The organism is Micrococcus sp. R8502A1 (assembly GCF_006704135.1).
In the GTDB taxonomy this organism is placed as follows: Bacteria; Actinomycetota; Actinomycetes; order Actinomycetales; family Micrococcaceae; genus Micrococcus; species Micrococcus luteus.
Genome location: NZ_VIGS01000014.1, coordinates 17,571 through 40,303 on the forward strand (window position 1 = coordinate 17,571; position 22,733 = coordinate 40,303).

The 22,733-nt window shown below is 75.0% G+C and carries 18 protein-coding genes, 1 tRNA gene and 1 pseudogene; 8 read left to right on the forward strand and 12 right to left on the reverse strand.

The window, feature by feature from the left end; genetic code table 11:
• Nucleotides 1–39: 39 nt before the first annotated feature.
• From FLM69_RS04505 to FLM69_RS04545, 9 genes and pseudogenes are all read right to left on the reverse strand, one after another.
• Nucleotides 40–1,785: an LpqB family beta-propeller domain-containing protein gene (locus FLM69_RS04505; RefSeq protein WP_141843260.1), complete on the reverse strand. Its 1,746-nt coding sequence runs from the start codon at nucleotides 1,783–1,785 to the stop codon at nucleotides 40–42.
• Nucleotides 1,782–3,722 (reverse strand): MtrAB system histidine kinase MtrB, encoded by a 1,941-nt coding sequence (gene mtrB, locus FLM69_RS04510; RefSeq protein WP_061873069.1) that lies wholly within the window; start codon nucleotides 3,720–3,722, stop codon nucleotides 1,782–1,784. Before mtrB ends, FLM69_RS04505 begins: the two co-directional genes overlap by 4 nt.
• Nucleotides 3,723–3,726: 4 nt before the next feature.
• A pseudogene (mtrA, locus tag FLM69_RS04515) lies at nucleotides 3,727–4,406 on the reverse strand (MtrAB system response regulator MtrA).
• A gap of 152 nt (nucleotides 4,407–4,558) precedes the next feature.
• A complete protein-coding gene (locus tag FLM69_RS04520; protein WP_141843262.1) occupies nucleotides 4,559–5,674 on the reverse strand; it encodes a hypothetical protein in 1,116 nt (371 codons plus the stop codon).
• The gene (locus tag FLM69_RS04525; RefSeq protein WP_002854878.1) at nucleotides 5,667–6,056 is read right to left on the reverse strand and encodes a chorismate mutase; all 390 of its coding nucleotides are present in this window, start codon (nucleotides 6,054–6,056) and stop codon (nucleotides 5,667–5,669) included. Before FLM69_RS04525 ends, FLM69_RS04520 begins: the two co-directional genes overlap by 8 nt.
• A 9-nt stretch (nucleotides 6,057–6,065) precedes the next feature.
• Nucleotides 6,066–7,202 carry a tRNA 2-thiouridine(34) synthase MnmA gene (gene mnmA, locus FLM69_RS04530; RefSeq protein ID WP_141843264.1) on the reverse strand — a complete coding sequence of 379 codons (1,137 nt, stop codon included), beginning with the start codon at nucleotides 7,200–7,202 and terminating at the stop codon, nucleotides 6,066–6,068.
• 39 nt (nucleotides 7,203–7,241) lie between these two features.
• Nucleotides 7,242–8,444: a cysteine desulfurase family protein gene (locus FLM69_RS04535; RefSeq protein ID WP_078025574.1), complete on the reverse strand. Its 1,203-nt coding sequence runs from the start codon at nucleotides 8,442–8,444 to the stop codon at nucleotides 7,242–7,244.
• 37 nt (nucleotides 8,445–8,481) lie between these two features.
• Nucleotides 8,482–9,171: a TrkA family potassium uptake protein gene (locus FLM69_RS04540; RefSeq protein WP_036315984.1), complete on the reverse strand. Its 690-nt coding sequence runs from the start codon at nucleotides 9,169–9,171 to the stop codon at nucleotides 8,482–8,484.
• Nucleotides 9,164–10,522 (reverse strand): TrkH family potassium uptake protein, encoded by a 1,359-nt coding sequence (locus FLM69_RS04545; protein ID WP_162833775.1) that lies wholly within the window; start codon nucleotides 10,520–10,522, stop codon nucleotides 9,164–9,166. Before FLM69_RS04545 ends, FLM69_RS04540 begins: the two co-directional genes overlap by 8 nt.
• A gap of 65 nt (nucleotides 10,523–10,587) precedes the next feature.
• Here FLM69_RS04545 and folP point away from each other — a divergent pair, with 65 nt between their 5' ends.
• Genes folP through FLM69_RS04570 form a run of 5 tightly spaced genes read left to right on the forward strand, consistent with a single transcriptional unit; the run spans nucleotide 10,588 to nucleotide 15,357 of the window.
• Nucleotides 10,588–11,580 (forward strand): dihydropteroate synthase, encoded by a 993-nt coding sequence (gene folP, locus FLM69_RS04550; RefSeq protein WP_036315981.1) that lies wholly within the window; start codon nucleotides 10,588–10,590, stop codon nucleotides 11,578–11,580.
• Entirely contained in the window at nucleotides 11,577–12,368 is a 792-nt protein-coding gene (locus tag FLM69_RS04555) for a pyrimidine reductase family protein (protein WP_036315978.1), read from the forward strand. The genes folP and FLM69_RS04555 overlap by 4 nt, the downstream gene beginning before the upstream one ends.
• Nucleotides 12,365–13,318 carry a J domain-containing protein gene (locus FLM69_RS04560; protein WP_063189526.1) on the forward strand — a complete coding sequence of 318 codons (954 nt, stop codon included), beginning with the start codon at nucleotides 12,365–12,367 and terminating at the stop codon, nucleotides 13,316–13,318. The genes FLM69_RS04555 and FLM69_RS04560 overlap by 4 nt, the downstream gene beginning before the upstream one ends.
• 40 nt (nucleotides 13,319–13,358) lie before the next feature.
• Nucleotides 13,359–13,919, forward strand: coding sequence for a tRNA (cytidine(34)-2'-O)-methyltransferase (locus FLM69_RS04565; RefSeq protein ID WP_044659766.1), 561 nt, complete (start codon nucleotides 13,359–13,361; stop codon nucleotides 13,917–13,919).
• Between the two features lie 7 nt (nucleotides 13,920–13,926).
• Nucleotides 13,927–15,357 carry an anti-sigma factor domain-containing protein gene (locus tag FLM69_RS04570; protein WP_063189528.1) on the forward strand — a complete coding sequence of 477 codons (1,431 nt, stop codon included), beginning with the start codon at nucleotides 13,927–13,929 and terminating at the stop codon, nucleotides 15,355–15,357.
• 63 nt (nucleotides 15,358–15,420) lie between these two features.
• Here the strand turns inward: FLM69_RS04570 and FLM69_RS04575 are convergent, their stop codons facing one another.
• Both FLM69_RS04575 and FLM69_RS04580 read right to left on the reverse strand, forming a co-directional pair.
• Nucleotides 15,421–16,200 (reverse strand): PIG-L deacetylase family protein, encoded by a 780-nt coding sequence (locus tag FLM69_RS04575; protein WP_061867174.1) that lies wholly within the window; start codon nucleotides 16,198–16,200, stop codon nucleotides 15,421–15,423.
• Nucleotides 16,197–17,477 carry a S1C family serine protease gene (locus FLM69_RS04580; protein WP_061867013.1) on the reverse strand — a complete coding sequence of 427 codons (1,281 nt, stop codon included), beginning with the start codon at nucleotides 17,475–17,477 and terminating at the stop codon, nucleotides 16,197–16,199. Before FLM69_RS04580 ends, FLM69_RS04575 begins: the two co-directional genes overlap by 4 nt.
• Nucleotides 17,478–17,735: 258 nt before the next feature.
• Between FLM69_RS04580 and FLM69_RS04585 the strand changes: the two genes are divergently transcribed.
• The 3 genes from FLM69_RS04585 to FLM69_RS04595 all read left to right on the forward strand — a co-directional run bounded on the left by FLM69_RS04585 (nucleotide 17,736) and on the right by FLM69_RS04595 (nucleotide 22,394).
• Complete coding sequence (locus FLM69_RS04585) at nucleotides 17,736–19,871, forward strand: TPM domain-containing protein (protein ID WP_141843265.1); 2,136 nt, start codon at nucleotides 17,736–17,738, stop codon at nucleotides 19,869–19,871.
• 124 nt (nucleotides 19,872–19,995) lie between these two features.
• Entirely contained in the window at nucleotides 19,996–20,814 is an 819-nt protein-coding gene (locus tag FLM69_RS04590) for a PspA/IM30 family protein (protein WP_002854906.1), read from the forward strand.
• Nucleotides 20,815–20,993: 179 nt separating this feature from the next.
• Nucleotides 20,994–22,394: a sodium/glutamate symporter gene (locus FLM69_RS04595; RefSeq protein ID WP_041105135.1), complete on the forward strand. Its 1,401-nt coding sequence runs from the start codon at nucleotides 20,994–20,996 to the stop codon at nucleotides 22,392–22,394.
• Between the two features lie 125 nt (nucleotides 22,395–22,519).
• Here the strand turns inward: FLM69_RS04595 and FLM69_RS04600 are convergent.
• Nucleotides 22,520–22,593: transfer RNA gene (locus FLM69_RS04600), tRNA-Met, on the reverse strand.
• Nucleotides 22,594–22,733 lie beyond the last annotated feature (140 nt).

The window sequence follows — 22,733 nt, forward strand, 5'->3', positions numbered from 1 at the left end:
TGCAGGAGTGGACGACGGGGCGGTGAGCGCCGGCCCGGCTCAGTCCGGGAACGAGAGGTCGCGTACCCCGCGGTCGAGCTCCTGCGCCCGCCACGAGGAGCCCACCAGCAGGAACACGAACTCCTCCGTCTCCGCGTAATAGGCGCCGTCGTCGCCGGCGGAGATCCCCCGCAGGCCGCCCAGTGGGTTGAGCTCCCGGACGGTGCCATCGATCGAGACGATCCGCGGCACCACGCGCTCGTCGGGCTTCGCGGCGTACGCCGAGACGAGCAGGTTCGTGTCGCCGGCCCACTCCACCGAGTCCTCCGACCCGGAGGAGGGCAGCAGGATCGGCTCGGTCAGGGCGTTCGGCACCCCGTCCGAACCGCGCACGACGCCGGACACGCGCAGGGTGGTCCGCTGGCCGTCGTCGACGAGCATCGCGGCCCGGGCCCCGCTCCGGGCCAACCGCAGGTCGACGATCCGCTCGCCGGGGCGCAGCCAGGTGGCCGTCACGATGCGCTCCTGCCCGCCGGGCTGGGCCGAGACGGCGCGGATCCGCGAGGTCGTGCCCCGGTCGGCCGCCCACACCCAGCCCAGGAGGTCCAGCGACGGGACGGTAAGCCCGGTGCCGCGCAGCACCTCCCGCAGGGAGCCGTCCGTGCCGGCGACGTGGACCGCCGTCCGGTCACCGGTGACGAACGCGAATCGGCTGCGGTCGCCGGACATCGTCGGGCGGACCGGATCGAGCGCGGTGACGTCCGGAGCGCCGCCCACCGGCGTGACGCTGCTCCCCTGCACGTACACGAGTCCGCCCGTCGCCGCGTCGATGCCCACCTGGACCGATCTGACGGCGGGGTCGGTCTGGACCGGGGCCGGGCCGTCGTCTCCCGACGTGGACAGCTGGGCACCGGCGACGGTCACCTCGACCTCCTTGACCGACTGGAGGCCCCTCAGGGTCAGCTCCAGCTGCTCCCGCATGCGGTGCCGCCGCTCGGCGTCGGCCCCCTCGGCGGCCGCCTGGGTGAGGTCGACGTGGGCCACGCCGTCGTCGTCGACGGGCACCGTGGGCGCGGCCAGGTCGGTGCCGGTGCGCAGCGGGAAGGCCGTCTCCACCGCCCCGGCCAGATACGGTGCCGGCCCGCGCAGCAGCGCTCGCGTCACCGCGGTCACGGTGGTGCCCCGATTGACGAACCACCGCACGTCCGGCACGATATAGCGCTTCGCGGTGTCGTAGAAGGCGAGCTCGTGCGGCGCGAACAGCTGTCCGAACTGCGCCTGGGAGAGCAGCGTGCCGTTCTCCGTGGACGTGATCCGCATGCCCTGGGGCCGTTCCTGCACGGTGACCGCCCAGGCCCGTGTGGTCCCCGGCGGCGCGACGGTCCGCAGGCCGTACTCGTCGATCTCCGAGTCGACCTCGACCTGGATCTGGTAGTCCCCGTCGCCGTCGCCCCGGGTGATGCGCGGCTCCGCCGAGTACACGAGGGTGCGCTGCCCGGGCGTCCACTGGGTGGCCGCGGGGCCGTCGAGGAACTCGCGCGCCACCGCGTAGTCGTCCTGCGGGCTCGTGCCCGCGAGCAGGAAGCCCCGGATGGCCTCCTCCGCCGTGTCCGACTCGGCGGGTCCCGGCGGATGGAACTGCGGCGCGTCGGCGGCCGCGCTGGCCCCGTCGACCGGGTCGGCGCTGCGCACTTCGGAGCTCTGGGGGATCTGGGTGCAGCCGCTGAGGGCGAGCACCAGGGCGACGATCACCGCGACGACGGCGACACGCGGCGGGCGGGGCGGCTGCGGATCCACGGTGGTCATCGGGCCTCCTCTGCCGCGTCCTCGCCGGTCCGGTCCCCGGCGGCCGGCCCGTCGGCGGGATCCCCCGGAGGGGCCACGCACACCGGCCGGGTCGGTGCGGTCAGGGCCTGCTCGGCCTGGCGCGCGGACGGTGGGGCGTCCGCGGCCGTGGCGGCGACGTCCGCGACCCTGCCGACGGCGTCGGCGTCGGCGTCCGCCTCCTGCGGGACGGGTCGGGACAGGTCATCGGCGTACCGGCGGTCCGCCGTGCTGTAGCGGGGCGGGATGGGCAGCACGGAGCGGCCGATCGGTTCCGGGGCCTCCGCGCCCTGCGCGGCCGGGCGCGGCGCCCGCGGCAGGGTCACCATGAACGTGGACCCCTCCCCCAGCTCGCCCCACGCCTCGAGCCGGCCGCCGTGCAGCCGGGTGTCCTCGGTGGCGATCGCCAGACCCAGTCCGGACCCGCCGGTGGTGCGCTTGCGTGAGGGGTCGGCCCGCCAGAACCGGTCGAACACGCGCTGCACCTGCTCGGGGCTCATGCCGATGCCGTGGTCCACGACGGCGAACGTGACGGCCTCCTCGTCGGCCGCCACGAGCACGTCCACCGGCCGGCCCTCGGCGTGCTCGATCGCGTTGTTCACCAGGTTGCGCAGGATCCGTTCGATCCGCCGCGGGTCGACCCAGGCGACGTGGCCGTCGGCGCGGTCCCGGTCCATGGGCACCACGTACACGGGCACGCCGCTCTGATCGGCCAACGGCTGAGAGGTGAGCACGACGTCGCGGGCCAGCTCGAGCATGTCCGTGGCCTCGAGGGCTGGGGTGGCGGCGCCGGCGTCGAACCGGGTGATCTCCAGCAGGTCCGCGAGCATGGCCTGGAAGCGATCGACCTGGTGGTAGAGCAGCTCGGTCGAGCGTCGGTTGACCGGGTCGAAGTCCTCGCGCGAGCCGTACAGCACGTCGGCCGCCATCCGCACGGTCGTCAGCGGCGTGCGCAGCTCATGGGAGACGTCCGAGACGAACCGCTGCTGCATCTGGGACAGCTGGGCGAGCTGGCCGATCTGGTCCTGGATGCTGTCCGCCATCCGGTTGAAGGACATGCCCAGGCGGGCCATCTCGTCCTCACCGTCGACCGGCATCCGCACGGCCAGGTTGCCGCTCGAGAGGGACTCGGCCGCCCGGGCCGCCTGCTGCACGGGCAGGGTCACACGCCGCGAGACCCACCACGAGACCAGCACGTTGATCACCAGGAAGCCGACGCCGAACACCAGCAGCACCCTGAGCACCGAGTCGAGCGAGCTCTGGACGTCCGCGAGGTCGTAGACGAGGTAGAGCCCGTAGGTGGCACCCGGGGGCAGCACCACCTGGGCGCCGAACACGAGGCCGGGCCGGGTGCCGCCGCCGGGGTCCGGCAGCGCCACGCTCGCGTCGTACACGCCCGGCCCGGAGGCGACCGCGTCCTGCAGCTCCTGGGGGATCACCGCGGGATCGAGACCGGCGGAGGAGATCGTCCCCACGTACGCGGACTCGGAGCCCGGCAGCGGGGCGAGGTGGTAGCGGCGGCGGATCGTCGTGCCCGAGTCCCCCTCGAGGGCACGCAGGGTCTGGGTCACCAGCACGTCCGTGCTCTGCGCGTCCGTGGCGGTGGTCTGCGCGAACGTCTCGCGCACCTGACTCAGGCCACGGCGGGCCTCGGCCTGGACCTGCTCGTAGCGGGCCTCGAAGAGGGCCTGGGTGATCTGCTGCGTCAGGAACGCGGCGACCACGAGGCCCGCGAGGATCGAGAGCAGGGCCGCGAGCACCGCCGTGCGCAGCCGCAGGGACCGACGCCACCGGCGGCGCAGCGCACGCCACGCGGGGCCGGGGACCCACGACCGTGGGCGGCCGGCGGCGGGCTCGACCGGCTCGGCGCCGGGCTCGGCCGCCGGGGCCGCGCTCAGACCCGGGCCGGACACCGTCATGCCCTCAGCCCTGGCCGGCCTTGTACCCGACGCCGCGGACGGTCAGCACGACGCACGGGTTCTCGGGATCCGGCTCGACCTTCGAGCGCAGGCGCTGGACGTGGACGTTCACGAGCCGGGTGTCGGCCTGGTGCCGGTACCCCCAGACCTCCTCCAGCAGCATCTCGCGGGTGAAGACGTGGCGCGGCCGCCGGGCGAGGGCCACGAGGAGGTCGAACTCCAGCGGGGTGAGGGCGATGCCGACGCCGCCGCGGGTGACCTCGTGGCCCGCCACGTCGATCTCGAGGTCCCCGATGTGCAGGACCTCCGCCGGCTTGGCCTCCCCTCACGCAGGCGGGCCCGGACGCGGGCCACGAGCTCGGCCGGCTTGAACGGCTTGGGCACGTAGTCGTCCGCACCCGACTCGAGGCCGCGCACGACGTCCGCCGTGTCCGACTTGGCCGTGAGCATCACGATCGGCACGTCCGACTCGTCTCGGATGAGCCTGCAGACCTCGATGCCGTCGATGCCGGGGAGCATGAGGTCCAGCAGCACGAGATCGGGACGCTCGCGGTGGAACGCGGGCAGTGCGGAGGTGCCGTCCGCGGCGAACGCCGGCTCGAAGCCGTCGTTGCGCAGGACGATGCCGATCATCTCGGCCAGCGCCTCGTCGTCGTCCACCACCAGGATCTTGGCCTTGCCCATCCTGACCTCCTCGTCAGCGCTCCCCCCGGCGCCGCGGGCGGGACCGGCCCCGGGCACAGGAAATTTTCAGGATCAGCCCGATGATACCCGCCGGGCGGGCCCGTCCACGGCCGACGACGCCGGAGGTCGTCCCGGTCCGTCGGGGCGCCGGGTCAGCCGCGCAGCTCGGCGAGCCGCGCGGCCAGCTCCTCCGCGTCCCGCCGCAGAGTGCGGAGCACGGCGGGGTCGTGCGACCCCGCCGCCGTGAGGCCGACGTCGCCCACCCGCCCGGGGTCCACCCCCAGCCGTTCCCACGTGCGGACGACGTCGACCGGGCGCACGCCCGGCTCGGGGGCCAGGGTCAGCCCGCGCCCGACGTCGGCCCAGCCGGCCGCCGCCTCCCACGCCTCGCGGGTGCCGGGCGTGCCGTCCGCGCCGTCGTCGAGGGCGCCCACGCCCACCACGAGCGAGACCGGGGCCGGGGCGGGCGCGTCCACGGATGCGTCGGGCCTGGGCAGGGACTCTCCCGTCAGCGTCGCCAGCGCCGCGGGCCCGGGCAGCTCGGCCCCCGGGGAGGCGGCCCGGCGGCCCGGCGCGAGCCACACCCGGGCGACGTCGGACAGGGCGGTGAACCCGTCGAGGGCGGCGCGCCACAGCCCGCGGGCCTCCTCGCGCGGCAGCGACCGGACGGTGCGGTACCCGCTCGCGGTGGGCAGGGTCCCGGCGAGGACGGCCCCCGCCCACGGCTCGTCGACGACGACGCCGAGGCGGGCCGCCCCGGTGGCCCTCCGGAGGCGGGGCAGGGCGTCCTGCAGTCCCTCGAGATAGGACTCGGCGACGTCGCGGCGGGCGCCGTGGTCGCCGAGGACGCGCTCTCCCCCGGGCAGCCAGAGGCCGGCGAGCAGGCTGAGCGGGCCGCGCACCCGCACGGCCAGACGTTCGACGACGGCGCCCTCGGCCCCCGCGGTGTCCGCCCAGCGGTGCGCGTCCTCGCGCCAGAGGGAGACGGCGCGGCGTCGGTCGCGGCCGGAGCCGGCGGCCCCGGGCGGGCTGACCCGCCAGCCGTGCGGCTGCAGGTCGACGGCCAGCTCCTGCAGGAGGGCGGCCGAGCGGCCGGTGGCGTCGGCGCCGGGTCCGCGCTCGGGCAGCTCGGGGAGCACCGGCCAGTGGTCCGCGCCGAGCTCGCCGAGCGTGACGCGCTGCGCCTCTGCGACGTCGGTGCCGCGCCACGGCGTGCCGCCGAGGGCGACGGGGCCGGTGGCGCCGTCGTCGTGGGCGGCCTCAGTCATCCGCGTCCCCGGAGCCCGCCCCCGGCTCCGCCTCGGCGTCCGGCCGGCCCTCGGCCGCCAGCGCGCGGTGGTGGCGGATGACCTCGGCGATGATGAAGTTCAGGAACTTCTCGGCGAACGCGGGCTCGAGGTCGGCCTCGAGCGCGAGCCGGTGCAGCCGCGCGATCTGGGCGGCCTCACGCCCGGGGTCCGAGGGCGGCAGGTCGTGGCGGGCCTTCAGCGCACCGACCCGCTGCGTGAACTTGAACCGCTCGGCCAGGAGGTAGACGAGCGAGGCGTCGATGTTGTCGATGCTGCCGCGGATCGCGAAGAGCTCGTCGAGGACCGCCGGGTCCGCGGTGCCGGGCAGCGAGCTGGCGTGGGGGTCGTAGTCCGGGCTCATGGCCGAAGCCTACGCATCCGCGGGGGCGGACAGCCGGGCATTGCGGGCGGTGTCGATGGTGGCCTGGCCGAGCACGCGGGTGCCCCGGTACAGGACGGCCGTCTGACCGGGAGCCACGCCGCGCAGGGGGCGCGCCGGCTCGATCTCCCACCCCGGATTCCCCGCCTCGTCCGCGCGCTGGCGGGCGCGGGCCTCGACGATCTCGCCGTGGGCCCGGAACTGCAGCGCACAGTCGAACCAGGCGCCCGTGCGGGCTTCGGGCACCGGGGCGCCGGCCCAGGACGGGCGGATGCCGGTGATGCGGTCGACGTCGAGCAGCTCGCGCCCGCCGACGACCACGGTGTTCTCCTTCGGCCGCACCTCGAGCACGAACCGGGGCTTGCCGTCGGGCGCGGGACGGCCGATGGCCAGGCCCTTGCGCTGGCCGACCGTGAACGCCTGGGCGCCCGCGTGGGTGCCGAGCTCCTGCCCCTCCGGGTCGACGATGGGGCCGGGGGCCAGGTCGATGCGCTCGGCGAGCCAGCCGCGGGTGTCGCCGTCGGGGATGAAGCAGATGTCGTGGGAGTCCGGCTTCGCCGCCACGGACAGGCCGCGCTCGGCCGCCTCGGCGCGCACGAGCTCCTTGGACGGCGTGTCCGCGAGCGGGAAGAGGCAGTGCGCGAGCTGATCCGCGGTCAGCACACCGAGCACGTAGGACTGGTCCTTCGCGTCGTCCGCGGCGCGGTGCAGCTCCAGCGAGCCGTCCGGACCGGGCCGCACGGCGGCGTAGTGGCCGGTGCAGACGGCGTCGAAGCCCAGCTCGAGGGCGCGCTCGAGCAGCGCCGCGAACTTGATGCGCTCGTTGCAGCGCATGCACGGGTTGGGCGTGCGGCCGGCCTCGTACTCGGCCACGAAGTCGTCCACGACGTCCTCCGCGAACCGCTCGGAGAAGTCCCACGTGTAGAAGGGGATGCCGAGCCGCTCGCACGCGCGCCACGCGTCCGAGGCGTCCTCGATGGTGCAGCAGCCGCGCGAGCCGGTGCGCAGGGTGCCGGGCATGCGGGACAGGGCCAGGTGGACGCCGACGACGTCGTGCCCGGCGTCCACGGCACGCGCCGCGGCGACGGCGGAGTCGACTCCCCCGGACATGGCGGCCAGGACCTTCACGGGCGGGCTCCTCTCTCGACGACGGACGGGCGGTCCAGTCTAGACGCCCGGCCCCAGCAGTGTCCGCAGCGCGTCGATGAGCGCGGCCGCCTCGGCCGGTGTCGTCGTCCGGCCGAGGGTGAACCGCTGGGTGGCCCGCGCGTCGGCCTCCGTCCGCCCCGGCAGGGCCGCGACCACGTGCGACGGCTCGGCCACCCCGGCGGTGCACGCCGACCCGGACGAGGTGTCCAGCCCGGCCATGTCGAAGGAGAACAGCAGCGCGTCCGCCGTCCGGCCCGGCACGGTGATGTGGACGTTGCCGGGCAGTCGGCGCGTCCCCGGCGACAGCGCCTGCCCCGTCGCCGGGTCGAGGTCTCGCGGCCCGGTCAGGCGCACCCCGTCCAGGGCGTCGACGGCGGCGATCACCTCGTCCCGCAGCCCGCCCAGGCGGGCGGCCTCGGCGGGCTGCTCCGCGACGGCCTCCGCCACGGCGGCCGCCAGCGCGGCGGCCAGGGCCACCGAGACCGTGCCCGAGCGCAGGCGGCGTTCCTGGCCGCCGCCGTGCACCACGGCCTCCAGCGTGACGTCCCGGCGCACGAGCAGGGCGCCGACACCCACGGGGGCGCCGACCTTGTGCCCCGAGACGGCCAGGGTCGCGGCCCCGGACGCGGCGAAGTCCACGGGCACCGCCCCGAGGGCCTGGACGGCGTCGGTGTGCAACGGGACCCCGTGGTCGGCCGCAAGCCGGGCGGCCTCGGCCACGGGCTGGACCGTGCCGATCTCGTTGTTGGCCCACATCAGCGTGGCCAGGGCGGTCCGCTCGGGCGCGGTCGCCAGCGCGGCCCCCCATGCGGCGAGGTCGACCCGCCCGTCGTCGTCGACCGGGACGAGCACCGGCTCGGCGCCCTCGTGCGCGGCGAGCCAGTCCACCACGTCGAGGACCGCGTGGTGCTCGATGCCGGTCAGCACGATCCGGGTGCGCTCCGGAGCGGCCGCGCGGCGGGCCCGGTACAGCCCCTGGATGGCGAGGTTGTCCGCCTCGGTGCCCCCGGACGTGAGGATCACCTCGGTGGGGTGCGCCCCGAGCGCCGCGGCGATGCGCTCCCGCGCCTCCTCGAGGCGCAGCTTGGCCCGGCGGCCGGAGGCGTGGAGGGAGGCCGGGTTGCCGGGCAGCGCGGCCGCCTCGGCCAGGGCCGCGAGCGCGGTGGGGCGCACCGTCGTGGTGGCGGCGTGGTCCAGGTGCACGCGGTCCGGGGTGGTCACCCGGCCAGTCTAGGAGCCGCGCCGGATGTGCCCCGGCTCAGTCCCGGGCGAGGAACCGCTCGACGTCGCGGGTCGGGCCCACCAGGAGGATCGTGTCCTCGGGCTCGAGCACGTAGTGACTCGGCGGGTAGAGCCACGTGCCGCGGCTGCGGACGGCGACCACGCGCATGCCCCGCTCCCCCGCGAGCCCGGTGGCTCGCAGGTCCCTGCCCAGCAGGCGCGACGGCGGCGTGGCCCGGACCATGGCCAGGCCCGGCTCGACCTCGACGAAGTCCTGGAAGGACGTGCTGACCAGGTGCGCCACGCGGCGGCCCATGTCCCGCTCCGGGTGGACCACGTGCTCCACGCCGAGCTGACGCAGGATCTCGCCGTGGCGGTCGTCATTGGCCTTGGCCCAGAGCTGGTGCGTCCCGAACCGCCGCATCAGCGAGACGGTGAGGATCGAGTCCGCGAGGTCGCCGCCGATGGCGACGACGACGTGGTCCATCTCGTGGACCGAGAGCTGGCGCATCGCCTCCTCGTCCGTGCTGTCCGCGCGGACGACGTGGGTCAGCCGGCCGTTGAGCGCCTGGACGGCCTCGGCATCGGCGTCGACCCCCAGCACGTGGCAGTCGGACTCCATGAGCTCGCGGGCGACCCCGGAGCCGAACCGGCCGAGCCCGAGGACGGCCACGGTGGGGCGGTCGCCCCGGCGGGGGGCGAACAGGGAACGGGTGAGATCAGCCAATGAGGGGTCTCTCCTTCGGGTACTCGAAGTGGCGGGTGCGGTCGGTCAGGGCCAGGCTGCCGGCGACGGTGGCGGGGCCGATGCGGCCGACGAACATGAGGAGCATCAGGATGCCCTGCGCGGCCGGCGGCAGCTGGGCGGTGATGCCGGTGGACAGGCCCACCGTGCTGAACGCGGACACGCACTCGAACAGGATCTGGTCGGTCGTGAACGAGGACAGGCCCATGAGCGCCATCGTGGCGACGGCGATCGCGGTCGCGGAGAGCATGATCACGGTGATCGCCTCGCGGTGCGTGGTCCGGGAGAGCCGGCGGCCGAACGCATGGACGGCGCCCTCCCCCCGGATCTCCGCGAGCACGATGAACAGCAGGACGCTCGCCGTCGTGATCTTCACGCCCGAGGCGGTGCCGGCGGGGCCGCCGCCGATGAACATGAGCACGTCGGTGGCGAAGAGCGTCACGGGGTGCATCTGCCCGTAGTCCAGGGTGTTGAAGCCGGCGGTGCGGGTCGTGACGGACTGGAAGAACGCCGCGAGCACGCGCGAGGCCGGGTCCAGACCGCCCAGGGTCCGCGGGTTGGACCACTCGAGGACGAGGTACATGAGCGTGCCGCCCACCAGCAGCACCGCGGTGCCCACGAGCACGAGCCGGACCGTGAGGTTCCACCGCTCGGGTCGGCGCAGGTCTCGCCGCAGGGTCAGCACGACCGGCAGGCCCAGGCCGCCCAAGATGATCGCCGCCGCGATCGGCAGGCAGATGAACGGGTCCGAGACGAAGCCCATGAGGTTGTCGCTGAACAGCGCGAACCCGGCGTTGTTGAATGCGGAGACCGCGTGGAAGACCCCCTGCCACAGTGCCTGGCCCGGGGACATTCCCGCGCCCAGCCAGAAGCGGAGGCTCAGCAGCAGCGCCACCGAGGCCTCGACGGCCGTGGAGTACAGGATCAGGGCCCGCAGCACCCGGGGCAGGTCCCCGATCCCCTCGGCCCGGGTGGAGGCCGCGGCGTCGAGGCGCTGGGTGAGGCCGAGCCGCCGGAGGATCACCAGCCCCAGCAGCGACGTGAACGTCATGACGCCCAGGCCACCGAGCTTGATGAGCGTGAGGATCACGAGCTGACCCAGGGGTGTCCAGAACGTCTGGGTGTCCACGACGCCGAGGCCCGTCACCGTGGTGGCGCTGGTCGCCGTGAACGCGGCCTCCAGCGGGGTGGGCGCGCGGCCCTGATACGAGGCGGGCAGCAGCAGTGCGCCGGTGCCCGTCACGATGGCGACGAGGAAGGACCCGACCACGAGCTGGGTCGGACGGATGCGGGGCCGACGCGGGCCGACCCGCGGCGACGAGGTAAATGTCACGGGAGGGAAACATAGTCCTTCCGGGGCGCACTGTCACCGTGCGGCGCCGGTGGTTGAATGGCCGGGTGCCGACCCCCTCCGTCCCGCTCGTCCACCCGGTGCACCGGTTCGCCCACCACGAGATCGACTTCCGCCGCCGGATCGTCACGATGGCCGTGGTCAACCGCACCCCGGACTCCTTCTACGACGACGGCGCCGGCGCCGTCCTGGAGGACGCCCTCGCCCAGGCCCACGCCGCGGCGGACGCCGGAGCCGAGTGGGTCGACGTCGGCGGCGTGCCGTTCGCGCCCGGGGCGGAGCTCGACCCGACCGAGGAGGCGGCGCGGGTGGTCCCCCTGATCGCGGCCCTGCGGAGCGGGGACGGGGCCGGGTCGTCCGAGGCATCGCGCCGGCTGATCCTCTCGGCGGACACGTTCCAGCCGGCCGTGGCCGAGGCGGCCCTGGCGGCGGGGGCGGACGTCGTCAACGACACCACGGGACTGTTCCACGCGGACCTGGGCCGGGTGGTGGCCGCCGCGGGCGCGCACCTCGTGGTCACCCACTCCCTCGCCCACGTGCGCGGACCCCGGGCCGTGGTCCCCCGGCCGACCTACGGCGACGTCGTCAGGGAGGTCCGCGACCACCTGCGGCGCACCGTCGACCGGGCCGTGGCGCTCGGCGTCCCCGAGGAGAGGATCATCGTGGACCCCGGCCACGATCTGAACAAGAACACCCGGCACACCCTCGAGATCACGCGGCGGCTGGACGAGATCGCCACCCTGGGGCTGCCCGTGCTGGCCGCGGTCTCGAACAAGGACTTCATCGGCGAGAGCCTGGACCGGCACCGGCACGAGCGCCTGCCCGGCTCGCTGGCCGCGGCCGCGGCCTGCGTGTACGGCGGCGCCCGGATCCTGCGCATGCACGACGCCGACGCCTCCGTCTCGGCGGCCCGCATGCTCGAGTGCGTGTTCGGGTGGCGTCAGCCGGCGCGCCTGGTCCACAACATGGGCGCGGAGAACCCGCCGCCGGACCGCAGCACCCTGGCCGGACACCGCGCCCACCGCGGGGGGCGGGCATGAGACGGCTGACCGAGACCGGCCCCGGCCTGGACGACGACGCCCTCCGCACCGCCCTCGCGGCCCCGGCGGCTGAGGACACCGGCCCCGGACCCTGGGTCCGCGTCGTGTTCATCGCCTCCGCCGACGGCGCGGCCACCCTGGACGGCCGTGCGGGCGGGCTCGGTTCCCCCGCGGACCAGCGGCTGCTCTCGCTGTCCCGGCACGACGCCGACGTCGTGCTCGTGGGGGCCGGGACCATCCGGGCCGAGGGCTACGAGGGTGCGCTGCTGTCCGAGGAGGACCGGCGTCGACGCGCGGAGGCCGGCGGGCCCGCGGACCCGCCCGTGGCCGTGGTCAGCGGCAGCCTGGACCTGGACCCGGCGTCCGCGTTCTTCACGGCCGCCCCGGTGCGCCCCTGGATCCTGACGTCCCGGGCCGCCCTCGCGGCCGAGCCGGAGCGGGCGGCGGCGCTGGCCGCGCGCGCGGACGTGCTGGCGGTCGGCGAGGAGCACGTGGACCCCCAGACCGTGGTGGCGACCCTGCACGCGCGCGGCGCCCGCGTCGTCCACTGCGAGGGCGGACCGCGCCTGTTCGGCAGCCTCGCGGCGGCCGGCCTCGTGGACGAGGTGCACCTCACCGTGGCGCCGCTGCTGGCCGGACCCGCCGCCGGCCGCGTCCTGACCGGCGAGGACGGCCCCGGCCTCCCCGCCCGGCTGCAGCTGGTCCAGGTGCTCCACGACGACGGCATGCTGTTCCTGCGCCTGCACCACGAGCGGCACGCCTCCCCCGGCCCGGACCCCACGCCGTGAGCGCGGCCGAGGAGCACCGCACCGCCTACGAGGTCCTGGGCGTGCCCCGCGACGCGACCGCCGAGGAGGTCCGGCGGGCCTACCGCCGCGCGGCCCGGGCCGCGCACCCCGACGTCGGCGGCGACCCCGCCGCCTTCCGGGCCGTGACGCGGGCGTGGGACCTCCTCGGCGACGCCGAGGCCCGGCGCCGATACGACCTCTCGCTGCCCGGCCCGGACGTCGGTCCCCGCGGCCCCCGCGCGACGGCCGGATCAGGGCGGGCGAGACCGTCGGGACGGTCCGGACCCGGCGGACGTGCCGCCCGCCCCGTGCGCTACGAGCCCCCGCCCGGCGAGGCGGAGGCGGACCCGACCGTGCTGGACCTGCCGCGATCGAGCCAACGCGTCCACGGGGCGCCGCGGCCGCGCGGGATCCTGCCGGACGAGCACCGGGTGCTGCGGCAGGCCCGCACCCTCGACGTGCTGCTGCGCCACGTGGCGGACGCGCTCCCGGCCGCCCGGGTCCTGACCGGGCTGCGGCTGGGCGGGCGCTGGGGACGGCACCTCGACGTGGACCACGCGGTGCTGTGCGGCCACCGCCTGGCGCTGATCGGCTCCGTCATGGTCCCGGAGGGGACCTACACCTGGGACGGGGCGGACCTGCGCTCCCGGGGCCGCCCCGTGGCCCCGCCGCTGCTCGGCCCCGCGATGATGGCGTGGCAGCAGGCCCTGCCCCAGGTCACCGTCGGCGGATTCGTGCACGTGATGACGGACCGCGACGCGCGGCACGCCCCCGTGATCCGCCACACGCGCGGCGCCGACGCGCCGGAGGCGCAGGCCGACCTGCTCACCGCCCCGCCCGCGCCCGGGATCGCGTTCGCGCGCGAGGTCGCGCTCTTCCTGGGCACCGGCACGGACCCGGATCTCGTGGACCGGCGCGCGCTCGGCGCGCTGGTCGGCCGGCTCCACTGAGGCACGTCCCCGCCCGGCGGCGCCCCACTAGGCTGGGCGCGTGCCCGACTCCCCCACCCCACCCCGACCGAACCCGCACGAGGGCGCCGACCGCGCCCCGGCGCCCGGCACCCCCGGCTTCCGGATCCTGCTGCTCACCCCGGAGATCCCCGGCAACACCGGCAACGCGATCCGGCTCGCCGCCCTCACGGGGGCCGAGCTGCACCTCGTGGAGCCGCTGGGCTTCGGGTTCGAGGACGCCCACCTGCGCCGCGCCGGCCTGGACTACCACGACCTCGCGGTGGTGACGGTGCACCCGGACCTCGACGCTGCGCTCGCGGCCCTCGCCCCCGCCCGTGTGCTGGCCTTCACCGCGCGCGGGTCCGTGCGGCACGACCGGGTCGCCTACCGGCCCGGCGACGTGCTGCTCTTCGGCCGCGAGTCCACCGGCCTGCCCGAGGAGGTGCTGACCGATCCGCGGGTCACCGAGACCGTCTGCCTGCCCATGCAGCCGGCCCGTCGGTCCCTGAACCTGGCGAACGCCGTCTCCATCGCCGTGTACGAGGCCTGGCGCCAGCACGACTTCGCCGGGTCCGCTGCCCGCCCCGATTCCCTAGACTGAGGCCACCATGCAGACTCCTGACGCGTCCGAGCCCCACGCCGACCGCCCCGATGACGCCGGCCAGCCCGCCCTGGACACCCTCCTGCGCCGCAGCGCCGAGGGTGACCGGGCCGCGTTCTCCGCGTTCTACGACGCCACGGTCCCGTGGGTGCACGGCCTGGCCGAAGCGATGTTCGGCCCCGGCGACGACGCCGCCGCGGCCACGGTCCGCACCTACCTGACGGCATGGGAGGAGGCGTCCGAGGCCGGCCTCGACCTGAGCGAGCAGGACGACGCGACCCACCGCGAACGCCAGGTGTTCACGTGGCTCGAGGTCCTCGCCCACCGCGTGATGACCTCGCTGCGCCGCGCCGGCGGCTCCGCGGCGGAACGTGGGCGTCGTCCCGGCCCGGCCGGCCCCGCCGCGCTGCCGGAGGACCTCATGGACCGGGTGGACCCGGACGCGTTCGAGGCCGTGCGGCTGGCCTGGCTGGGCGGCTGCACGGACCGGGAGGTCGCCGATCGGCTGGATCTGCCGGCCGACCGGGCCCGCACCCTCCTGCGCGACGGCGTCCGGCAGGTCGTCGCGGCCCGCCGCGACATCACCCAGGACGCCGCCCGGCCGTCCGCGCCGGCCCCGGCGACCGGCCCGGCCCTCGGCGCGGACGTGCGCGAGGACGTGGACGCCGGCCGCGCACTCGAGCTGGCCGACCTCTCGGCTGTGCACGCCCTCGACACGGCCGGGCACACCGCGGCCTTCTCCGCCGTGCAGCGGCGGGGCGGCGAGCTGGCCCGGTGGCGCTCCCGGGTGGACGGGGCGCGCCAGGCGGTGGCCTGGGCGTTCCGGTCCGTGACGGCCGAGCCGCCGTCGGCCCTGCTCGACGAGGTCCTGCGTCGCCTGCCCGCCCAGGACGTGGGCATGGACCTGATCGGCGACGAGTCCACCCCCGCCGGCCCGCCGCGGGACCGCCTGCGCTGGCTCAAGGTGACCGCCCTCCTGCTGCTCGCGGCCCTCGTGCTCGGCATCGGCGGGTGGACGGTGTGGAGCCAGTTCACGCGACCGGGCATCGTGCACCGCATCGACCAGTCGAAGGACCTGTTCACGACCTCGGAGTACCCGGCCCAGGACGGCGGCACGGTCCAGGCGTTCCTGTCCCGGGAGCAGAACAGCGGCTACCTGACGATCAGCGGGATGCCCCAGCTGCCGGAGGGTCAGTCCTACCAGCTGTGGCTCTACCCCTCGGACGGCACGGCCCCGGCCTCCCTCGGCACGTACGACGCCAACGGCTTCGGCGAGCCCGTCACCTTCCGGGGGCTGGACCGCTTCGCGGCGATGGGCATCTCCGTGGAGCCCAGCTCGGGATCGGAGGTGCCGACGTCGGAGCCCATCGTCGGCGTGGACCTCGACCCCACCGCGCAGACCGGCCCGCGCTACGGCGGGCGACCGAGCACCAACTGAGAGGTCCCGCAGGGGGAGGGCCGACGACGCGTCCCGTCGTCGGCCCTCCCCTGCGGGCACGGTTCAGAACCCGGCGATGGTGCCCGGGCCGTTGACCGTGACCAGGTGGAACGCCTCGGCGTGGCCCGGCCCGGCGGCCGGGCCGGCGGCGTGCCGGTGGTGCTCGGCCATCTGGGCGAGCACGTGCCGCCGCATCGCGTCGACGTCCGGGTGCTGGGAGAGGTGGGCGTCGAGGGCGCGCAGCTTCTGCTCCGCCAGGCCCGTGACGTCCACGACCGTGTTCCGGCGTGCGGCGGGGGCGGCGTACAGCAGCAGGTTCCGGATCTTGAACGCCTCCAGCCCCTCCGCCGCGAGCTCCGGGTACGCGTACGGGTTCTCGACCGCCGGGTACGCGGCGCGCACCACGGCCTCGCCGCAGGCGAGGTGGTCCGGGTGTGCGGCCTGCATCCGCTCCCAGTCCCGCTCGGGGTGAGTGCTGAGGACGACGTCCGGGCGGACGCGGCGCATCAGGGCCACGAGCTTGCGGCGCACGCCGTGGTCCGGCTCGAGGTGTCCGTCGCGCTCGCCGAGGAAGTGGACCTCGGCGGCACCGACGACGGCGGCGGCCGCGCGCTGTTCGGCGTGCCGGCGGGCGGTCATCGCCTCGGCACCCTCCGAGTCGAAGCCGCCGGCGTCCCCGTCCGTCACGATGCACAGCTCGATGTGCAGCCCGGCCGCGCTGAATCCGGCCAGGGTGGCGGCGGCCCCGAAGTCGAGGTCGTCCGGATGGGCGCCGACGGCCAAGACCCGGCGCCAGCCGTGGTGGGCGGCGAGCTCAGCGGGGGTGGTGAGTGTGGTGGTCAGGATTGGGTGTCCTCCGTGAACGTCACCTCGGTCTTCTGCTCCGCGCCGTCGCGGAGGTAGGTGACGTCCACCGAGTCTCCCACGCGGTACTCGCGGACGACGGCGGTGAGGGACTCGGAGTCGATCACCGCGCGGTCGCCGACGGCGGTGATCACGTCGCCCTCCTTCAGCCCGGCCGCGTCGGCCGCCGACCCTCCCACGACCTGCTGGACGCGGGCGCCGTCGCTGAACACGGTCTGAGCGTTCTCGCCGCCGCCCTGCACCTCGGCGGGCTCCGGGGTGACGCTCACGCCGAGCATGGCATGCGTGGCCTTGCCGTGGTCGATCAGGTCCTGCGCGACCCGCTGGGCGTAGTCCACGGGGATGGCGAAGCCGACCCCGATGTTGCCCGCCTCGCTCGGGTCCTGGCCGGCCGAGGCGATCGCGACGTTCACGCCCACCAGGCGACCCTCGGCGTCGACGAGCGCGCCTCCGGAGTTGCCGGGGTTGATGGCCGCGTCGGTCTGCAGCACGTTGATGTACACCTCGCCCCGGGTGCCCTGCGGGGTGCCCGGCAGCTGGAAACGGTACTGGTCGGAGCCGGAGGACGAGCCGGAGCTCTCGCCCTGCGGCTCGGGCGCCTCGGAGGACGCCACCGCGATGGTCCGGTCCAGGGTGGAGATGATCCCGTCGGTCACGGTGTTCGGCAGGCCCAGGGGGGCGCCGATGGCGACGGCCTCGTCCCCGACCTTCAAATCCCCGGACCGGCCGATCTGGATGGGGGTGAGGTCCGGGGCGTCGATCTTGATGACGGCCAGGTCGGACAGCGGGTCGGTGCCCACGACGGTGGCAGCGTAGACCTCCCCGTCCGAGGTGCGCACCGTCAGCTCGGCGTCGTTGGCCTGGCCGCCGAGGGTGACCACGTGGGTGTTCGTGAGGATGTGCCCCTCCGTGTCCAGGATCGACCCGGACCCGGAACCGGAGGCGGAGCTCGACGTCGCGGAGATGGTCACCACGGAGGGCAGCGCGGTCCTCGCGGCGTCCCCCACGGCGGTGTCCGCCACGGGCTGTCCCCCGGCCTCGGCCGAGGTGTCCGTCGCCTGCGAGGACGAGGAGCTCGCGGCCTCGGACGCGGCCTCGCCGCCGTCCTCCGCGACCGCGCAACCGGAGAGCCCCACCATGAGCACGGCCGCGGCGAGCAGGCCCGCCCCGGCACGGGCGCGGGACTGGGGCCGGGGACGCGCGACGGTGCGGGCCGTCGGCACGGGGGGCTGGGTGGGGGCGGCGGTCTGGTCCACGGGGTCCTCGCTTCGGGTCGGGCCCCGGGCGGTCGACACGGACGCCCGTCGTCTTGCGGACGCGCGCCCCGGGGCACGTCCACGCTAGCGTGCATGACTGAACGCCGCCTAGAGGTCGGCCGAACGTCCGCTCCTCCCACGGTTCCGGCCGCGCCGGATCCCTGGTGCCCGATTCCCACGCCGCCCTACACTCAACCCCAGGATCCGGCGGGTCCGCCCGGTGCGGCGGCTCGCCTCCGCCGTCGAAGGAGACCCCACATGACCGTGCTCACCCGCCCCGCCGATGTCGGCCGTCTGGCGCGTGCCGTGACCGCCGCGGGCCTGGGAGGTCTGGGCCTCCTGGTGGCGGCACCCACCGCGCAGGCCGTGGCGGTGCCGCCGGGCGTGTACGTGGTGGACGAGGCCGGTGTGCTCTCGACCTCGGATGAGCAGCGCCTGACCCAGGAGATCCAGGACCTACGCCGGGACACCGGGCAGGGGCTGTACGTCGTCTACGTGGATGAGTTCAGCACGGACGCCCAGACGCTGGCCCAGGACGTGGCGCGCCAGCGCGGGCTCGGGACGAACGACTCGGTCCTGGCGATCGCGGTCGAGGAGCGCGCCTATGGGCTGGACAGCGGCGGGGACGCGAACCTGCAGAACCAGGTGACGCGCACCTACGTGGGCCCGCAGCTGTCCAAGATCGGCACGGACCCCGGCTCGGCGGAATGGCTCGCGGTGGGCATCGCCGCGGTGCAGGGGCTCGACGACGCCGCCGACGGCACGCTCGACGGCACGGGGGCCAGCGGGGCCGAGTACGATCCGGCCGGCGCCCTGCCGGCCGGCACCACGGGCGGCGGGAGCACGGCCCAGGGCGCCTCCGACGGCGGTGGGGCCCTGACGGCGGTCCTCGGCGCAGGTGCGGTGGCCGCGGCCGTGGGCGGCGGCGTGCTCGTGGCCCGCAGCCGGAGGCGCACGCAGGGTGGCGCCGTCGAACGGGGCCGCACCGAGGAGGCCCGCCGCGACCCCCTCGACGAGCTCAGCGTGGAGCAGCTGCGCACCCAGGCCGGCTCGAAGCTCGTGGCCGCGGACGACGCCATCCGCTCCTCGGAACAGGAGCTGGGCTTCGCCGAGGCGTCCTACGGGGAGAAGTCCGTGGCGACGTTCCGCCAGGACATCGACCAGGCCAAGGAGCACATGCGGGCCTCGTTCCAGCTCCAGCACCAGCTCGACGACGAGATCCCGGACACCGAGGCCGAGCAGCGCGCCTGGCTCAAGGAGATCATCCAGCGCAGCGAGGCCGTGGGTGCGGCCCTCGCGGCGCACAAGAAGGAGTTCGACTCCCTGCGCGACCTCGAGAACCAGGTGCCCGAGGCCCTGGAGCGCGTCGACGCCCGCCTGCCCGAGGCGCGGTCCCGGGTGCAGGAGTCCGAGTCGGCGATCGCCGCGCTGCACGGCCAGTACGCGGAGTCCGCCCTCGCCGAGGTCGCGGACAACGCGACGCAGGCCCGGGAGCGGCTCGAGTTCGTGGAGACCGCCGTCGCGAAGGCGCGGAGCGCGTGGGACGCCCAGGACCGCTCCACGGCGGCGCTGGCCGTGCGTGCCGCCGAGGAGGCGCTCAGCCAGGTGGACACGCTCACGGAGGCGGTGGGCAAGGCCGAGGGGTCCCTGCGGGCCATGCTGGGCAACCTGCAGACGGGCCTCGCCCAGTCCGAGCAGGACGTCGCCGAGGCCGAGGCGCTCGTGGCCAACGGGTCGAACCCCGAGCTGGCCGGCCCGGTGGCGGGGATGAAGAACGCCGTGAACGCGGTGCGCCGAGCCCTCGCGGCCGGCCGCCCGGACCCCCTGGAGCTGCTGCACCAGCTCGAGGCCGCGCACCGCCAGCTCAACACCCCGCTGGCCGGCGTCCGCGACGCTCGGGAGCAGGCCCGCCAGGCCTCCCAGGTGCTCACCTCCACGATCGCCCAGGCCCAGGCGCAGATCGACGGCACGGCCGACTTCATCGGCGCCCGGCGCGGTGCGGTGGGCTCGGAGGCCCGGACCCGGCTCGCGGAGGCCGACCACACGCTGCGTTCGGCGATCAGCCTCGGCCGCACCGACCCCGTGGCCGCCCTCCAGCAGGCGCAGCGCGCCTCCCAGCTGGCCGAGCGCGCGAGCGAGCTGGCCCGCGCGGACGTCGAGGGCTTCGGCTACGGCCCCGGCATGGTGGGCGGCATGTACGGTGCACGCCCGCGCGCCGGAGTGGGCGGCAGCTTCGGCGGCGGCCTCGGCGGCGCACTGCTCGGCGGCATCCTGATGAACTCGATCCTGAACAGCGGCAGCTGGGGCGGCGGCGGCTTCGGCGGGTTCGACGGCGGCGGCCTCGGCGGCGGCGACTTCGGCGGGTTCGGCGACATCTCCGGCGGCGGCTTCTGACCGCCCCCTCCCCCCCCCATGAACTCCGGCGCCCCGGGCGCCGGCCCGGCCCGCACGCGCGGGACGGGGTGGACGCAGGCCGACGGTCTGCGCTGACGTGAAAGACCGACGAAAGGCAGACACCATGGTCAAGCAGTCCATCTTCGGCCGCATCAGCACGCTGGCGAAGGCCAACATCAACGCGATGCTGGACAAGGCCGAGGACCCCCAGAAGATGCTGGACCAGATGGTCCGCGACTACACGAACAACATCGCGGAGGCCGAGGCCGCCGTCGCCCAGACGATCGGCAACCTGCGGATGATCGAGGACGACTACCGCGAGGACCAGGACGCGTCCCGCAGCTGGGGCCAGAAGGCGCTGGCCGCCTCCCAGAAGGCCGACGACTTCCGCACCAAGGGCGACACCGCCTCGGCGGACAAGTTCGACAACCTCGCCAAGGTGGCCATCGAGCGCCAGATGGACTTCGAACGCCAGGCGAAGTCCGCGGAGCCGACCATCGCCTCGCAGCGCGAGATCGTGGAGCGCCTGAAGACCGGTCTGGACCAGATGAAGGTCAAGCGTCAGCAGCTGGTCGCCAAGCGCGACGAGCTGACCGCCCGCGCCAAGTCCGCCCACGCCCAGTCCGCGGTGGCCGACGCCGTGAAGTCGATCGACCTGCTGGACCCCACCTCCGAGGTCTCCCGCTTCGAGGAGAAGGTCCGTCGCGAGGAGGCCCGCGTGCGCGGCCAGCAGGAGATCGCCGCCTCCTCCCTCGACGCCCAGTTCGAGTCCCTCGAGGACCTCGGCGAGAAGACCGAGGTGGAGGCCCGCCTCGCCGCCCTCAAGGCCGGCGGCGCCGGCCAGGCCGCCCTCACCTCGGGCGACGTCGACGCCGATGAGACCCTGACCCTCGACTACGCGGCCGAGGGGACCGCCGAGGAGACCGGCACCGCGCGCGGCTGACCCCGCCCCTCCCCACGGCCCGTCGCCCGGCCCACGCCGGCGCGGCGGGCCGTCCTCGTGCGCCCCGGCCCGGTGCTCCTCCCGGACGCGCCCCGGCCCCCGCGCTCCTTTGGTACTGTCCCGGGGTCCCTCGGCACGCTCCGTGGGGCTCCCCCGTCCCCGCACAGAGGAAGAACCCCATGCAAGAGCAGTTCACGGCCTGGTCCGTGCTGGTCGACGCCGGCCTCATCGGCGCGCTCCTGGCCGTGGGCACGCTGGCCCGTGCCGTCATCACGCCCCTCCAGACCCTGATGATCCCGGCCTCCGTCATCGCCGGCATCCTGGGCCTGGCCCTCGGCCCGAACGGCCTGGGCTGGCTGCCGTTCAGCTCCCAGCTGGGCACATACGGCTCGATCCTGATCGTCATCGTGTTCGTGTGCATCGCGCTCACCGACGACTTCGACGTCCGCAAGATCGGCCGCCCCGTAGGCGCGTTCGCGTCCTACGGCGTGCTGATCTACTCCTCCCAGGTGGCCATCGGCGCCCTCGTCACGCTGGTCCTCCTGCAGCCGCTGTTCGACGCGCCCGACTCGTTCGCCGCCCTGCTGTTCGCCGGCTGGGCGGGAGGCTTCGGCTCCGCGGCCGCCGTGGGCCAGGCGTACGCGGCCAACGGCGATGCGACCGTCACCTCGCTGGCCTACACCTCGGCCACCGTCGGCATGATCGTCGGCGTGGTGGGTGGCATCATCCAGGCCAAGATCGGCGCGCAGCGCGGCCACGCGCGGGAGTTCGCGGGCCTGACCTCCATCCCGGAGGAGCTGCGCACCGGGGTGCTGAACCAGGTGGAGGAACGCCCGGTCATCGGCCGGCACACCTTCTCGGCGGCCTCGGTGGAGTCGCTGGCCTTCCAGGTCGGCGTGGTCGCGATGATCGCGGCGGCCGCGCACGGCGTGGTCTCCTGGATCACGGCCGTGTGGCCGAGCGTCGTGGGTGAGGACGGTCCCCAGCTGATCATCCCCGCGTTCGCGATCGCGTTCCTCCTCGGCCTGATCGCCCGCGTCCTGTTCCAGGCCACGAAGACGGCGAAGTTCCTCGACCCGGGCTCGCTGAACTCGGTGTCCGGCACCGCCACGGACATCCTCATCGTCTGTGGCATCGCCGCGATCGCCCCGACCGTGGTCGTGGACTACTGGCAGCCGCTGCTGCTCCTGTTCGTGATCGGCCTCGCGCTGGCCCTGTTCCTGGGGATCGTCGTGGCGCCGCGTGTCATGACCGACGCGTGGTTCGAGAAGCAGCTGTTCACGTGGGGCTGGGCCACCGGCGCCGTCGCCACAGGCGTGGCCATGCTGCGCATCGTGGACCCGAAGCTGAAGTCCGGGACCATGGAGCAGTTCGGCGTGGCCTACATCCCGGTGGTGCCCGTGGAGATCGCGGCCGTGTCCTTCGTGCCGCTGCTGCTCATCGCGGGCCTGTCCTGGGCCGTGGTCGGCATCTGGGGCGCCATCGCGATCATCGCGATCATCGCTGCCGTCTGGCTGCGCCGCACTGATCCTGGCCGCCGCACGCCGGCCCAGCAGGCGGTCCGGGCCTCGAGCCGCTGACGCTCCCCCACCGATCGCCCGAGGGCGGTCAGCTCGCCCGCCGGCACCGTGCCGGCGGGCCGGGGCGACCGGTCCCGGACATGCGAGAAGGCCCCCAGCAGATGCTGGGGGCCTTCTCCTTCTCGTTGCGGGGGCAGGATTTGAACCTGCGACCTCCGGGTTATGAGCCCGGCGAGCTACCGAACTGCTCCACCCCGCGGCGACTTCTAGAACTATACACACCTGTTCCGTCGAGTTCAAATCGGCGTCAGCACCCCGCCATCCGGCGGCCATGCGGCGGCCACCTGCCCCGAAGTGACAGCGGCCCCGACCACGCGCGGTGCGTGGCCGGGGCCGCCG